The organism is Candidatus Leptofilum sp., assembly GCF_965223525.1.
GTDB lineage: Bacteria > Chloroflexota > Anaerolineae > Promineifilales > Promineifilaceae > Leptofilum.
In genome coordinates this window covers 1,038,039-1,053,848 of the sequence record NZ_OZ245005.1, presented here as the reverse complement: position 1 = coordinate 1,053,848, position 15,810 = coordinate 1,038,039, and the positions used below count along the sequence as shown (strand labels likewise).

The following is a 15,810-nucleotide window of genomic DNA, read 5'->3' as shown; positions in this document are numbered from 1 at the left end:
ATCTTTTGCAATTCTATCCTTTGCAATGTGCCTAGGTAATCAAACCATTGTCAATGAAATATTATCGCGCCTTTGTCTTCGTTGTTCTCAGTTTCATCCTTTTGGTTGTTTCGCCCTCTGTTGCTGCCCAAGATTCATTAGAAATCACACTCAATGAAGCGTTCGCTCATTACCCTTTTGCGGTGAACTTCCAACTGTTTGCCTCGCATGAAATAGACGTTGAGTCGGTGACGTTGATTTATGGGGTGAACGGCCGTACCTGCCAGCAGGGCAGCGTACGCCAACCAATTGATGTACCTGAAAGCACCACCATCTTTGCTTTTTGGGATTGGTTTCTGGCCGAAAGTGGCTCATTACCGCCGGGCGTAACCGTTTGGTGGGAGTGGGAAATTGTGGATGTTGAGGGCAACATGTTCACGATTGACCGCCAGGAGCTCATTGTTGAAGATGAGAACCACGATTGGCAATCTGCAAACGCCGGGGACGTGACGGTACATTGGTATGTGGGGAACAGCAATTTTGGCGAATCGCTGCTGCAAGAAGCCACCGATAGCTTGGCGCGTTTGGAAAATGAACTGGGGTTGCCCGCCATCGAACCAATTTCCCTGTGGTTTTACCCAACGGCAGCCGATGTGCAAAATGTGATATTTGGTGTGCCTGAGTGGACGGGCGGGGTGGCTTTTCCTGAATACAATGCAACAGTGCTGGGGGTGGCCCCAAATGAACTGGATTGGGCTAGCCGTATTGTTCCCCATGAATTAACACATCTGGTTGAGGGCATGTTGACGTTTAACTGCCGAGGCGTGCGCTTGCCTACTTGGCTCAGCGAGGGGTTGGCGCGGTATGCGGAGGGGGAAGCAGATCCGGCAGCGGTGGCGCAGATAGAGTTGGCGTTGCAAAACGGCCGTTTGCCCACGCTGCGGTCCCTGTCAGATGGATTTTCTGCCTTTAAAGATAGCGCCTCTGAAGCGTACACGCAAAGTGGGCAGGTGGTGAAGTACCTCATTGAAACGTACGGAACCAAACAAATGCTCGACTTGCTGCTGACAATTCAGTCGGGGCACGCCATTGATGATGCCTTGACGGTTGTTTACGGTTTGGATACGAATGGTGTGGACGCGGAATGGCGAACGGCCGTTGGCTATGCCCCCACGCCCACTTCAGAAGCAGATGCCCTCTCGCTGCAAGCGACCCCAACACAAATTGCAACAGTGGCGCTGGGTGGCGTACCCGTGCTGAATACGCCAACGCCACTGCCTAGCGAAACGCCCCTGCCCACCCAAACGCCCACCGCCACCGATACACCGCCGGCCACAGATACGGCCGTTGCCCAAGAAATTGCTGAATTGACGACGCCTGAGCCACCCGAACCACCTGCCGCTGAAACGGCCGCTGTTGAGCCAGAAGCTAGCCAGCCAAGCTGGATTTGGTGGGGTGGCGGAACGGCCGTTGTGCTGTTGGTCGCTGCTGCGCTATTTTTCCGCCAGCGAAGAAAGAGAGATTCCTGATGCGAACAAGAAAACCAATTTGGTTGCTACTCCTGTTTTTGGCGCTGGTTGCCTGCCAAACCGAACCCGGCCCAGCACGGCAACTAGCTGACTGGGAACCAGATGCGCCAGAGGCATACAGCTTTGCCGATACGCCTGCGCCTATTCCCAGCCCAACCGGGGCAGCGATTCCGACGCTGGAACCCACCCCAACGGCCGTTACCGACCTCATCATCCCCACCCGCGTAGCAACGGCCGTGCCAGAAGGCGTCTACGTGCGTGAACGAGACGGTCTTCGGTTCATTTACCCAACCATCTGGCTTGTTGAGGCAGAACTAGATACCCTCGTCATCTTCAGAGATCCCGGTTTTGAGCTGGTTGTCACCATAGACTACGATTTGGCAGATGAGTATGACTCCCCAGACGCACTGCGGGACGATACGTTGGGCGAATTTACTGAAGGATTTGAGCTGGATGATGTTGAAACAATCTCCGAGCAGGATGTGACTTTTGCCAGCGACACCCCTGCCCAGCGTGCCATTTTCCACGGGACAGATGAAAATGGTCAAACCTTTGGTTTTTACCTCGCCTACGCTTTTATTGATGGGCGATACTTTCGTTTATCTGCAATTGGAGCCCCGCAAAATATAGAGGCTCGCCTGGCCACGCTGGATGCAATGGTGAACCAGGTTACAACAGACAACAGCACCCTCTACGGCCTCAACCGTGACGAAACCCTGCTGCTGCTAAGTGGCGATCCATTTTTGGCTTCTCTAGATCCGGCCAGAACAACCGGCTCCGCTGCTGGGTACGTGGGGCTACTGTACAGCGGCCTGGTGCGCCTCACCCCAGACCTGCAAATTGTGCCTGATCTTGCTGAGCGGTGGGATGTGTCTGAAGATGGCACCGTGTACACCTTTACCTTGCGCGAGGGATTAACTTTTGCCGACGGCCGTACACTCACTGCATACGATGTGGTTTATAGCTGGGAACGAGCCACCAACCCTTCAATTGAATCCAGAACGGCCGCAACCTATTTGGGCGATATTGTAGGGGCTGATGAACGATTGGCAGGCCGAGCGCCAAATATTTCTGGTCTGGATGTGTTAGACAATCGAACATTGATCGTAACGCTAGACGGATCCAAGCCCTACTTTCTGGCCAAGCTCACCTACCCAACCTCTTACATTGTAGACCGACGCCAGGTAGCCAACAGCGATCTGGAAGAGTGGGCCTTAGAGCCAAATGCCAGCGGCCCGTATGATTTGTTGGAATACCGGGAAGGGGAAGTGATGATTTTTGAACGGAACCCGAATTACCACACCCCGCCAGCGGTGGCCAACGTACTCTACTTCCTGGATTTTGTAGAGCCGTTGAGCTTGTTTCAGTCTGGTACAGTAGACCAAATCTTTTTGGGATCGCTAGACGCGCAAGATGTTCGACTGCCGTCTGACCCGCTCAATGCCCAGCACGTCTCTGGCACGTCCATGTGTACCACATTGGTGCAAATGAACAACAGCCTGCCCCCGTTCGACGACGTGCAGGTACGCCGCGCCTTTGCCCTGGCGGTAGATAAAGACGCTTACAACACCATCATAGCCGATGGCCTGGATGTACGTGCCGACACCATTTTGCCGCCAGCCATGCCCGGATACTCCCTCACTTTGGCTCAGGCGCAAGCAGACGTACACGCCAATGCAGCGTTGGCGCAGGCAGCTTTGGCAGCTTCTAGCTACGCTGATGCCTTACCGCCCGTTATCTTGAGCGTAGGGGGCAGCAGCAGCCAGGAGCGGGATGATTTAAACGCCATGATTCAAAATTGGCGTGAGATTTTGGGGGCAGATGTGACCATCGAATATGTGCCGCCATCCAATTTCACCAATAGCCTACAGCAAAATGAAAGCCACATGGCTGTTTACGGCTGGTGTGCCGACTACCCCGATCCGCAAAACTTTTTAGACATTTTGTATCACAGTGAAAGTGATTTTAACGTGGCCAACTTTAACGATCCGGAAATTGATGCCCTGCTGGAGCAAGCGCGGGTAGAGCTGGACGTAGCGGCGCGTTTGGCACTGTATCAAACTATCGAAACGCGGCTTTTGGAAGATGCTGTGGCTATACCCCTGTTGCATAGCGTAACGGATGTGTTGGTGAGCGACCGCGTTGAGGGGTACGTGCTGGCTCCCATTGGGGCCAACTTTGTCCCTTATGTTTCCCTGAATTCTGACGCTGGGGAAGGTGAATGATGGATAATTTACCAGAAACGACGCCTGTTTTGAACGAACCTGCACCCAAACGCCTCCGCCGTTGGCTGTGGGCGCTGCCAGTCCTGTTAATTTTGGGACTGCTGGGGGGGGCTTTTGCTGTCCGTCAGACTGAAACGCGGCATTGGGAGGCGGGGCAGACGGCCGTTGCTGCTGGTGATTGGGAAACGGCCGTTACCGAATTCAGCGCGGTCATTAACCAGTGGCCGCCCTTCTTGCGCCAGCATATCGTTGAAGCAACCGCCCTGCGTGGGGTCGCCTACTTTCAGCAGCAAGAACAGCGGCCTGCCCTGGCCGACTTTGACGCTGCCCTATTGCTAGACTCCAATCAGATAGACATCTTCGCCTACCGTGCCCTGGTTCATTACGACGATGAGGAATGGGAACTGGCATTGGCCGACACCGAGAGTGCCCTTGCCCAGCCAGAATTTGTGCCGGATCATTTGCTGGCACAGCTACATGCCAAGCTGGCCTTGTTGCCGGATGATCTGGTGGCAGATGATGAGCAGGAAACGGCCGTTGCCGCCGCCCTAGAACTTGTCAACTATCTACCAGAAGAGACCGTTGCCGAGCTATACACCGTGCAGGCCGAGTACAGCTTTGCCGCCTCAGAACCAGAGCAAACCCTGTCTGCTATCAACCGAGCCCTCGCACTGGAAACCGAGTTGGCGGATGCCCAGCAAGGCCGCCTGCTGCCGCAAAAAGCGCATCTGCTGGCCGCCGCTGGTCGTTGGCCAGATGCGCTGGCTACCATTGATGAAGCGCTGCAACTTGAAGATGCAATTGACGAACCAACCCAGGCCGCTCTGTACGATTTGCGGGGGCAAATCTATTTTGCCCAGGGAGATTGGGAGCAGGCCATTACCGAAGCAGAAGCTGCGCTGGAACTGGATGATTCTTTGGCCTGGCCGAAGGCGGCACTGGCCTGGCAGGCATACCGCCAAGCCGATTATGACACTGCCCAGGCGCAGGCGGAGGCAGCGATAGCCATTGATGACGCTGTGGGGTTGGCCTATACCGTGCAGGGGGCGTTGCTCACCTGGCAGGGGGATGTTCACGGTGCGCTAGAGATGCTGGAAATGGCACTAATGCACAATCCAGAAGATGTGGAGGCACTGGCGCTGCGGGCGTACAATTTGGTCGAATTGAATGACACTGAGGAAATAATAGCTGCGGCAGAAACGGCCGTTGCTGCCCAACCCAACGCCCCTGCCACCAAATGGGTCCAGGCCATGGCGGCAGCCGAAGATAGAGATTGGTCGCTTGCCTTTGCCCTGATGAACCAGGCCATTGCTTTGGATGACGGCCGTCCTGAATTTTACCTTTTCCGCTCACATTTCTATCCCTACCAGGGCGATTGGGAAAAAATTGTTGCCGACTTAGAAACCAGCCTTGAGCTAAACCCAGAATTTGGGCCAGCAATCATGGGGTTGGCCTATGCACATGGGGATAGATATGATTTTACCGATCTGGAAACGATTCAGCAGGAGCTGCTAGAAAAATGGCCTGATTGGTTTGCTGTTCACATCCTGTCTGGGTTTTACTACGAAGAAGCTGTTGGAGACGATGAACAAGCCCTGGCTGCCTACAGCAAAGCGATTGAATTGCTGCCAGAGCGCTCAAATGTTTACCTGCCGCGTGGCTATTTCTATTTGAGTATTCATGAATTAGAGCAGGCCGAGGCCGATTTTGAGGCGGCTTTGGAACTGGATGAGGAAAATGGAGCGGCCCTTGCTGGCTTGGCGGCAATTGCGGCTGCCAACAATGATTCAGACCTGCAATTTGACTATTTGTCGCAAGCGATGGAGGCAACAAAAGACGGCCGTAGCGCTCGCCTCGATTTAGCCTATTATTACATTCTCGTCGCCAATGAAAATGAAAAAACCTGGGAAATTGCCCACCAACTCATCGCCGAAGATGAGACAGATGCCCTCGCGCATTTGCTTATTGCTATTGTCCACGTCTTTGAAGGCAATAACGAGCAGGCGTTGACCGAAATAGACCGGGTACTTGAGTTGAATCCCTACCTGGGGTTTGCTTACTTTATTCAGGCAGATGCGTTGCTGAATTTAGAAAGGTATGCAGAAGCAGCCAGAGCGGCCGAAAAGGTTTGGGAACTAGACCAAGATGCCTACGAGGTTCATCAGACGCTCTTTTTCATCGCCCTGGAGGAAGGGGATATGGCTGAAGCCGAGCGGCAATACCACCTTTGGCTGGGCAATAAGCCAGAATACGCAAATGATTACGCCCTGCAAGCCAATATGGAACTGTATCTTGGCCGGTTTGAGGAAGCCATAGCGTCATTTACGACTGCCATTGCTGAGGATGAAGATAATGAAGGATTGCTGTTTGGCCGGGCGATAGCGGGTTTGAATTTTGGAGACGACGACAGTTACAAGGCGGATTTCGAACAAATTGTGGAGAGTAGTACCGTCATTGAGTTTATTAGCGACGCAGAATATTGGTTGGCGGTAGACAATGGGCTGCTGGTAGCTGCTGATGGCCTGGCAACCTTTACCGATGAGGTGGCTGGTTTCCAAATTTCTTACCCAGCGTCGTGGGAACGGCCGTTGCTTGGCCCAGATGATGAATTCCTGTTTGTTGCGGTTGCCGAGACGTTAGACGGCGTTCAAAGCATCAACCTTTTCAAGGTTGATGGAGTGGCTGGGCTTACCGTCAATGACGTTGCCATCATTGTGGCGGAGAATGTAAACCAATCGAATGGCATTGTGATGCTAGACAGCCATATTGGCGAAGTAGCTGGCAACCCAGCCTTTATTTTTAACTACGAACTAACAGTTCAGGAAGGACTAGGTGTAGAATTAGTTTACCTGGGACGGCAGCATATTGTGTTGGTAGGCAATGTTGCTTGGTTTATTACTATAGAATCTAATGAGGATTTCTTTGAAGAAAGTTTGCCAATTTATGAGGAGATCATCGGATCTATCCAATTTTTAGAGTAAGCAAGTAATCTGAAAAAGAATACAATCTAAGAAATACGATTTCTGACGATTTTAGCTTGACGGCCGTTTTCTAGCGGCGTACACTCTTTGGCGAATATTTCGTTAAACAGGAAGGAGCTGCAGCATGTTCGCCGAGCTGGGATCGCGGTTCAACCTCCAGCAAACAATAGCACCTGCTATCCAATTTTTACAAAGACCCGCCACCCTTTTTCGCACCTACAATCGCAGCAATTTGCGGCCCGACCTAATGGCTGGCTTAACCGTCACGGTTATTTTGCTGCCCCAGGCCATTGCTTTTGCCCTCATTGCCGAATTGCCGCCGCAAATGGGCATTTACGCTGCCATTTTGGGTGCAGTAGTTGGGGGGCTTTGGGGTTCCTCTAACCAGATTCACACTGGCCCCACCAACGCCATCTCACTGTTGGTGTTTAGCTCACTAGCGGCTGTGGTTGCCCCGGACACAGCGGAGTTTGCCATTGCTGCCGGGGTGCTGGCAGTGATGGTAGGGCTTTTTCAGCTCCTCATGGGGCTGTTTCGCCTGGGCATGTTGGTGAACTTTGTTTCTCATTCTGTCATTGTGGGGTTTGCCAGTGGGGCGGGGGTGCTTATTGCTATCAAGCAGGTGAGTCCCTTGCTGGGCATCTCTTTTGAAAGCCACAATATTGCTGAAGCCTTAGCAGGTATTGTGGCAAATCTGCCTGATTCTCATTTGCAAACGGCCGTAATCGGTCTGGGCACAATGTTGCTCATTGTTATCTTGCGGCGCATTAACAATCGCTTGCCGGCCGCCCTCATCACCATGATGATCGCTTCGCTGGCTGTTTTTTTGCTGCGGCTGGATGAAGCTGGCGTACGGGTAATCGGCCAACTGCCAAAGAGTTTACCCCCGTTGGCCGATTTGCCTCTGTTTAATTTGGAGACTATCTCTCAGCTTTCTACCGGAGCGTTGGCCGTTGCCGCCATTGGCCTGGTAGAAACCACAGCCATTGCCCGCTCTGTTTCAGCACAAACGGGGCAGCGGCTAGACAGCAATCAGGAGTTTGTGGGGCAGGGGATGGCCAATATTTTCATGGGGCTGTTTTCTGGTTACCCAGGGGCGGGTTCGTTTTCACGAACGGCCGTAAACTTCAAAGCGGGTGCCCAATCACCTATGGCAGCCATCTTCTCCGGCATTTTTATGATCGTCGCCTTATTTACCCTGGCACCCCTGGCCGCGTACTTGCCTACTGCTGCGCTGGCTGGTGTTCTCATCGTCACTGCCTATGGCATGATTGACAAAGAAGAGATTGCCCGTATTTGGCGCAGCCACCCTGGAGATGCCTCCATCATGGTAACAACCCTGGTGGGAACGCTGTTTTTAGAGATTGAATTTGCCGTCTTGTTGGGCATTATCCTCTCGCTTGGGTTGTATATTTGGCGCACCAGCACCCCGCGAATTCAAACTGTGTTACCAGATGATACCTTCAGCCATTTCATCTACCGGCCAGATAAATCACCTTGCCCCCAACTGGCAATAATCGAAGTATACGGAGACCTCTATTTTGGAGCTGTCAATTACGTAGAAGAGTTTATTACAGATTATGCAGATGCCCACCCAGAGCAGCGTTTTTTGCTGTTGCGTCTGGATCATGTGAACACTTGTGATTTTAGCGGCATCCACATGCTAGAAACCCTAGTACGCATGTATCGGGACAAGGGCGGGGATGTGTTTATGGCTGGTACCAATTACCGGGTCAAGCAGATGATGCTATCATCTGAGTTTGACTCTTTTTTAGGTGAAAATCATATCTTGGATGAAGATGAGGCCATTGGCAAGATTTTTTACCAGGAACTAGACCCGGCTGTTTGTATTTATGAATGCCCCATAAGAGCCTTCCGCGAATGCCAAAATTTGCCGAAGCGGATTGATTTGGCCGGAATTCCGCTGATGGATGAGACAGAGTCTGAGCACATCATGTTTGTGGAACCTTTGCATCTCTGGCAGCAGTTATATCCGGCCAATGGAAGGAATGAGGAGACGGCAAATACGGCCGTTCCCTACGTTGTAGATGTACGAGAACCGCGTGAATTCCGGCAGGGGCACATTGCAGAAGCAACGTTGGTTCCCTTGCCCAAAATATTATCAACCGATGTAAAGCTACCTGCAGATAAACAGATTGTGCTAGTTTGTCGCAGCGGCCGTCGTAGCCGCCGTGCCGCCGCCGCCTTGCAAAATATCGGCTGTCTGAACGTGCAGGTTTTGCAGGGCGGCATGTTGGCTTGGCAATCTGCGGGCTTGCTAGAAGCTGTTGACCGCTAAGCGTTTGGAGGTTTTTTTATAGAAAATTCAGTGGAATAAACCGCCAAACCTTGAGATGCCACAGTTTTCTTTCTCCAATTTTGAACTGTGGCACACTTAAATTGGTAAAAAAGAGCATGAGTGACACAGAAACGCAACTTTATGATGAACAGTTATCCCGCAATGTTGGGTTAGATTTAGTGCGGGTAACAGAAACGGCCGCTTTGGCAGCAGGTCATTGGGTAGGGTCAGGCGATTTTGCTAACGCCCACCGAGCCGCCACGCGGGCCATGGCCGACGCCTTGAACACCTTAGAGATTGATGGCCGCATTATCATTGGCGAAGAGCGGCGGCTGGGAGAAGAGTCACCCTTGTGCAGCGGACAGCACGTAGGCACTGGCTCCGGGCCAGAAGTGGACATTCTGGTAGACCCCATTGATGGGACAAACCTACTCATTCGCGGCAAGCCTGGTGCCATTTCGGTGGTTGGCATTGCCCCACGCGGCACTATTTGGTCTCCGGTGCCTGCCCGCTACATGGAGAAAATCGTGGTGGATCAGAACGCTGCAGATGCCCTGGTGCCCCAGTGTATGGATGCGCCCGCCGCCTGGACGCTGGCGCTCATTGCCCGCCACAAAAAAAAGTCTGTGCGTGATTTGGCCGTTGTTGTGCTAGAGCGGCCACGCAACCAGGATTTAATTAGCGAAATACGTGAAAGCGGTGCCCGTGTGATGCTGCGCGATGAAGGCGATGCAGCCGGTGCGCTTTTGGCGGCAACCAATGACGCAGGCGTAGACGTGTTGATGGGAATTGGGGGTACATCTCAGGGGGTGCTGGCTGCGTGTGCTGTCAAAGCATGTGGGGGGGCAATGCTGGCTCGGCTAACGCCTCAGGATAGCGCAGAAAGGAGCACTATTCAGGAAGCAGACCTGGATGAGAATCGTATTTTGACTTGCTCAGAATTGGTAAACAGTAACCAAATCTTTTTTGCTGCCACCAGCATTACCGGCAGTCCGCTCCTGCGGTCAATGGAGTTTTGGGGTAACTATGCTTCCACCCACTCCCTCCTTATTCGTTCAGAGACGGGGACTCGCCGCTTCATTCACGCGGAACACGGCACCCATCTATAACGTGTGGTTTTATGAATTGGTGGGGGTGGGAGACGGCCGTATCCCGTAAGATTGCAGCGTCTCTGGATGAAATAGCCAAGCGAGGCCCAGCAGCGGTTGCAGCAGCGGGAAAAAGCCATAATCAATGCCAAACAACCGCCATACGGTGCTGCCAATCAAATCAGGGTTGATCACACTTAGCGTCCCTACCACCAGCGTCATCAACGTTTCGAAGCCCAGCACTGATACAGAAAGCCACCATGCCCAGCGACGACGGTAAGCAAATCCAATTGCGGCCGTCAGGTAACAAAGAGCTGCCACCGCACTCAGGGCAGGGCCTGTGTAACTTGTTACGCCCTCTTTTAGAAAGAGCTGGTAGACTGAACGAAATCCCGTAGAAAGCGCCAATACCGGATACGAGATTGCCAAAATGGTGCCTGCCCGTCGAATAAATGGGGACCGTACATCCCGCGGCAGCTCAGAACTTGTCGTTGATTCAATTGAAGATTCTTTCATGCCCCCAATTTTAGCACCAAGCATCCGTTTTCACCCATAAGGTTGGTATTGGATTAGAATTAACAAACCTAAAACGACACATCGGTATATATTATTTGCTGAGAGGCTAAAAATTTGGAGTAACCCTTATGACCAATTTTGATCCTGGACGTGAACCGCTGGTAGCCATGCCAGAACCGCAGCGACCCAGCGGTTGCCGAATTGCTCTGACCCTCACTGTGGTGTTGGCGTTGCTGTTCATGTCAGCTAGTGGGGCCATTTGGTTCTTATTCTTTCGGGAGCAGCCGCAGCCGGATGAGATTGACGCACCCATTGTGGAAACAATGGCCGTTCCTCCCGAACCGACGGACGTTGCCGAAGTTGAAGCCTCAGCCACTGAAGCAGCAGACGACGTGAACCGTATTGCCTACGTCACCAGTAGTGGCCAGATTGTAGCCTTGTCGCCAGATGGCAGTAATGCACGAATGCTCACCAGCGGCTCGCCGCGCTTTCAGTTTCCGGCCTGGTCGCCAGACGGCCGTTCCGTTGCGGCAATTGGCGTCAATCGGGGTGGGGCGGGGATATTTGTGCTGGCTGACGCAGGAGAACCCGATGGTACGCCGGAGCCACTTTACACAGATCAAGAGCAAAGTCCATTTTACTTGTACTGGTCCCCAGACAGCCGCCAGGTGAGCTTTTTGGCCAGCCATCCAGACGGCATGGGGCTGCATTTGGTGCGGGCAGACGGCTCTGCCGAGAGCCGCTTGCTTACCATTGGTGGCCCCCTATATTGGCAATGGACAGCCAACAGTGAGCAGATGCTTATTCACAGCGGCTTTTCTGGCGAGGCATCCCGGCTGGAGCTGATTTCAGCGGTGGGGGACGGCACCGGAGACAGTATTGCGCCGCCGGGTTTCTTCCAGGCACCAGGCATCTCAGCAGACGGCCGTTACCTAGCATATGCCGAGGTGATGACAGGCAACAGTAGCCTGGTGGTGGTTGATACGGAATCTGAGACAACGGTGCAGGAGCGTCATGCTGGGTTAGTTGCCCTGGCCTGGAATCCCGCCGCCAATCAGCTCGCGTTTACCAATGGCACTGATCCAGACAGCACCAATTTTATTGGCCCATTGCGCTTGCTGGATGCAGCAACGGGCGAGGTGGAGTTAATTAGCAATGAACCGATCCTGGCCTTTTTCTGGTCGCCAGACGGCCGTTACCTAGCTGCCATTAGTACTTTGCGCCGTGGCGATGGAGATATCAATGCCTGGCTAGATGGCAAAGGGGCCCTTGGCAAGCCCAATCAGCAGCAAAATTTGCCCCAATTACGCCTGCTCGTTTATGATTTGATGGTAGATGAAGGCCGGGTGTTATTCAATTTTGTTCCCACATTTACCTTTGCCACCCAGTTTTTGCCTTTCTTCGATCAGTACGCGCTGAGCCATCGCCTCTGGTCGCCGGACAGCAGTGCGTTGGTATTGCCGATGTTGGAAGACGGCCGTAACCAAATCTACATCATCAACGTTGCAACCGGCCAAAAACGGTTTTTGGCAGAAGGGACAATGCCCTTTTGGAGTCCCCGCTAACTATGTGAGGAGACTTCATGCTACAGTGCACGATCACCTATGCAAATCAACAGAATTCTCTCTGTTCTCTGTGGTCTCTGTGGCAAAATTATTCGCAGAGGAGAAAATCGCGCATGAAAAATGGGAATGCTTTTCGTACCTTTACCGATGAAACCCAACAATATTTGTCTGGCCTGAAGGTGGTCATCTACTATGCTGAACCCATCCCTTCTACCACAGATGAGCGGCTAAAGCTCATTGTCGGCCGATTTTTGCGGGGAACGGCCGTAGAACAAGAACAGTTTCAGCTTTCTCTGGCGCAGGAGCATCGCTCCGTGTTTGGCATTTTTGGGCATCGGGCCGCCACCTTAGCGGTTCGTCAAGATAGCCGCGACTGGCTCTTTGCTGGCTTGGTCGGTGCGGTCATTGCCAACTACATTATTCCCCCCAAGCGGAATGTGGATGTGAGCCTAGCGGTTTACCATCATTGTGCCAAAAAGATTGGCCAATCCCCAGCAGATCTATTTGCGGAAGCCGCCCGCTATGCCCAGCCTGTCCTGGCAGAAAAGCTGCACAGCTTTGGCCACCGAGCCGACATTAACCTGAAGCAGTTTGGCTGGCAAGAGCAAAAAACCCCCGAAGGGGTTCGCTACAAATTTTCTTGGTGATTCGGTTTGGAGCTTATTGCGATTGTTGTAGAATAGACATGACTGTTTCTGTCAACGAGCGGAACCTGTATGGTTTTTGCAGAAATGTTACATCTTGGTTGTTTGCTAGGTAATCCAGGGTTTCCTGTTCACTATATCCCGATGTAACAATGACCCGCACGCCGGGTGAGATCTCTTTTAGCTTGACAAACACTTCATCTCCACCCATACCCGGCATCTTCAAATCTAGTAGCACCACGTCAATACTTTCATGATGCGCCTGAAAAAGTTCAAGCCCTTTTGGGCCACTGTTGGCCAGCATGACCTTCATACCGCGTGCCGTTAGCATATCTTCAGCGACAGATAAAATTGCGTCCTGGTCATCTATAACAAGTGCAACGCCAGAAATAGTTGATCCTTTCATCTCTTTTTGTACCAACTCTTTTGCTTCTTGGTCGGAAGCTCGAAAATAAACAATAAAGCAACTACCTTCTCCTAAATTGCTTTCAACCTGAATGCCGCCCTTGTGTGAGCGAATAATACCCAGGGTTGCCGAAAGCCCCAACCCTGTCCCTGTTTCTTTGGTAGAAAAGAATGGGTCAAATATTCTGCTCAGTTTATCCAATTCAATACCCACACCATTATCTTCTACCGCCAGACAAACATAGTTTCCGGGTTCCAGTAACATTCCCCCAACAAGCATTGGTTGGTTATGAACTGCATCGGACGCTCCAATTTTCTGAGCATATGTTTGAATTTTAACTTGTCCACCATCTGAATGAAACGATTCGGCCGCGTTGATTACCAGGTTCATGAGCACTTGCTGAAGTTGTCCGCTGTCTGCTTCAACACTACCAATATTTGGGTTCAAATCCAATGTAATCTCGGCCTTGTTAGGCAGGGCGGTTTCCAGCAGCCCTATGTTTTCTTGAATGAGTTGATTCAGATCGATTGCTTTGACTTCAAAGACACCTTTGCCAGCATATGCTAATAGCTGTCGCGTCAAGTCAGCAGCTTTGGTTGCAGAAGATACCAGTTTGTTTAGTTGGTTATTTGTGGCTGTTCCAGGCTCAGATAGTTCCTGAGCGATTGTTGCATGACCTAAAATACCTGTGAGCAAATTATTGAAATCGTGCGCTACACCGCCAGCCAGCAGGCCAAGATTGTCTAGTTTTTGCGCTTCGCGGATGGTTTCTTCTGACTTTTTGCGTTGGGTAATGTCCCGAATGACACAAACAAACTCCCCTGTACTTAATGGGGTCAGCGATAGCTCTTGCAAGTAAGTGCTGCTGTCTGGCTTGGTAACTTCAAATTCGCCTCGCCACACTGTGTTTTTCTGTGCAATTGGCACAATGTTGTTGAGCAGTTGATGGTGCTGTTGCGAACTGTAAATTTTGGTGCAGGCTTGGCCGATAATATCGTTGGGGGAGGCATAACCATTTATTTTGGCGTAGGCGTTGTTGGCATAGGCAAATATTTGGTTTTCATCCAGGATGGCCATGCCTTCGCTGGAGGCTTCCAGAGCAGAAAGTAGTTTGCGAATGGAGGCTTCGGCCTCTTTTTGGTCGGTAGTATCCCGCAAAATAAGCAGGGTTTCATCCTGGTGTTCGCTGTTGGGTACAAAGCGGGCTTCGATGCTGTAGGATTGGTTGGCGGCAGCGAAGGTTGATTCGACTAGCTGTATTTGGTTGGTTTGCCGGGTTTGCTGCCAAGTTCCTTCTATTTCAGTGGCAAAATTGGCGTCACCCAAATTGTGCAAGTAGGTTTCCAGGGTTTGATCAATAGCCGGGCTTGTGGCTTTGGCAAAAGGTGCATTTTCCGGGAGTTTGGCATCCAGGATAGTGCCTTGCTGATCCAAGCGCAGGAGGGTGTCTGGCATGGTATTGATAAGTGCCTTGACGCGGGATTCGCTTTGTTTCAAGCCGGCTTCTCGTTCGGCAACGGCCGTTCGCATGGTGCTGAAGGTGTTAATCAAAATTTTGATTTCGCTGGATACACGATTTGGTTGGGATAGTGGAATGGTGGCGTCGCCTTCGCCAAACTGATGCGCGGCTAGGGCAAGATTGCGAAGCGGACGAGTGATGAAGTTAGAGAAAAAGAAGGTAAGGGTTAACCCGATTAAAACCGTTGCCAAGAGGCCATAGGCGAGCTGGTTTGTTGCTTCTCTTATGGGGATATTCACCTCACTTTCAGGACGGGCTACGATCACTGTCCAGCCCAGACTTTCTATAGGTGAGTAGCTCGCTGTAAAAGCTGTTTCTTGCCATGTGTAGGTGACATTGCCAGATTGTTGTGGCGGACGGCCGTTTTCATCAAAAAACCATTGGCCAAAATCGGTGCGGGCGGCGGCTTGTTCTGGATCAGGGTGCAGCAAAACCTGGCCAGTTTCATCCACCACAAAGGCAAGGCCGCTGTCTATATCTCTTAGAATGTCGGTTAAATTCCCTAGCGGCACCGGGGTGCCAAGAACTGCCGTGAAACGGCCGTCATCGTCAAAAATGGGGGTGTGCATATGCAGCAAGAGATTATCGTTGAATAAGGCAGGGGCAATTACCCATGCTTGTTTTTCTGTTGCGACCACCTGCTGAAAAGATGGAATGTGGTTGATATTGATTAATTCCTGGGGCTTGGCCACAAGTTCTATTTGACCATCTGGATTGATGATGGCAACCTGGCCGTAGGATGAGAAATGAGCGCTAAACATGTGCAGCAGCGTTTGTTGATGGTGCTCTGGTGAATCATAAATGCCTGGCAGGGCGGCGCCCGCTTGGGCATCGGCCAGCAAATTTCCGACAAACGTATCCATTCGGTTTGCAAAGTTTTGAGCAACAATTGTTAATTCTCGGTTTGCTTGCTCCTCCAGCGAACGACTTTCCAGGTAAATTAGCCAGGAGCCCACCAGTGCCATTGGTAAAATGCCAATGAGAATCACAATGAGCAAGATATGATTACGCAGAGAATTTAGTTGATTTTGTCCAAGTGAGCGGAGATTTTGCATAAGA

At 51.8% G+C, this 15,810-nt stretch carries 9 protein-coding genes; 7 read left to right on the top strand and 2 right to left on the bottom strand.

The annotated features are described in order from the left end of the window. Positions 1-53: 53 nt before the first annotated feature. The 5 genes from ACOQPM_RS21515 to glpX all read left to right on the top strand — a co-directional run bounded on the left by ACOQPM_RS21515 (position 54) and on the right by glpX (position 10,122). Entirely contained in the window at positions 54-1,508 is a 1,455-nt protein-coding gene (locus ACOQPM_RS21515; RefSeq protein ID WP_420632311.1) for a peptidase MA family metallohydrolase, read from the top strand. Then, positions 1,508-3,733: a peptide ABC transporter substrate-binding protein gene (locus ACOQPM_RS21510; RefSeq protein WP_420632310.1), complete on the top strand. Its 2,226-nt coding sequence runs from the start codon at positions 1,508-1,510 to the stop codon at positions 3,731-3,733. Before ACOQPM_RS21515 ends, ACOQPM_RS21510 begins: the two co-directional genes overlap by 1 nt. Next, the gene (locus ACOQPM_RS21505; RefSeq protein ID WP_420632309.1) at positions 3,730-6,714 is read left to right on the top strand and encodes a tetratricopeptide repeat protein; all 2,985 of its coding nucleotides are present in this window, start codon (positions 3,730-3,732) and stop codon (positions 6,712-6,714) included. The genes ACOQPM_RS21510 and ACOQPM_RS21505 overlap by 4 nt, the downstream gene beginning before the upstream one ends. Positions 6,715-6,838: 124 nt before the next feature. After that, positions 6,839-9,013, top strand: coding sequence for a sulfate permease (gene sulP / locus ACOQPM_RS21500; RefSeq protein WP_420632308.1), 2,175 nt, complete (start codon positions 6,839-6,841; stop codon positions 9,011-9,013). A gap of 116 nt (positions 9,014-9,129) precedes the next feature. Beyond that, positions 9,130-10,122 (top strand): class II fructose-bisphosphatase, encoded by a 993-nt coding sequence (gene glpX / locus ACOQPM_RS21495; protein WP_420632307.1) that lies wholly within the window; start codon positions 9,130-9,132, stop codon positions 10,120-10,122. 9 nt (positions 10,123-10,131) lie between these two features. Here the strand turns inward: glpX and ACOQPM_RS21490 are convergent, their stop codons facing one another. Next, complete coding sequence (locus ACOQPM_RS21490; protein WP_420632306.1) at positions 10,132-10,617, bottom strand: hypothetical protein; 486 nt, start codon at positions 10,615-10,617, stop codon at positions 10,132-10,134. A 128-nt stretch (positions 10,618-10,745) separates the two neighbouring features. Between ACOQPM_RS21490 and ACOQPM_RS21485 the strand changes: the two genes are divergently transcribed. Both ACOQPM_RS21485 and ACOQPM_RS21480 read left to right on the top strand, forming a co-directional pair. Then, positions 10,746-12,182 carry a TolB family protein gene (locus ACOQPM_RS21485; protein ID WP_420632305.1) on the top strand — a complete coding sequence of 479 codons (1,437 nt, stop codon included), beginning with the start codon at positions 10,746-10,748 and terminating at the stop codon, positions 12,180-12,182. A gap of 113 nt (positions 12,183-12,295) precedes the next feature. After that, a complete protein-coding gene (locus ACOQPM_RS21480; protein ID WP_420632304.1) occupies positions 12,296-12,829 on the top strand; it encodes a hypothetical protein in 534 nt (177 codons plus the stop codon). Positions 12,830-12,842: 13 nt separating this feature from the next. On the opposite strand, the gene ACOQPM_RS21475 is transcribed toward ACOQPM_RS21480, so the two are convergent. Continuing rightward, positions 12,843-15,740 (bottom strand): response regulator, encoded by a 2,898-nt coding sequence (locus ACOQPM_RS21475; RefSeq protein WP_420632407.1) that lies wholly within the window; start codon positions 15,738-15,740, stop codon positions 12,843-12,845. Between the last annotated feature and the right edge of the window lie 70 nt (positions 15,741-15,810).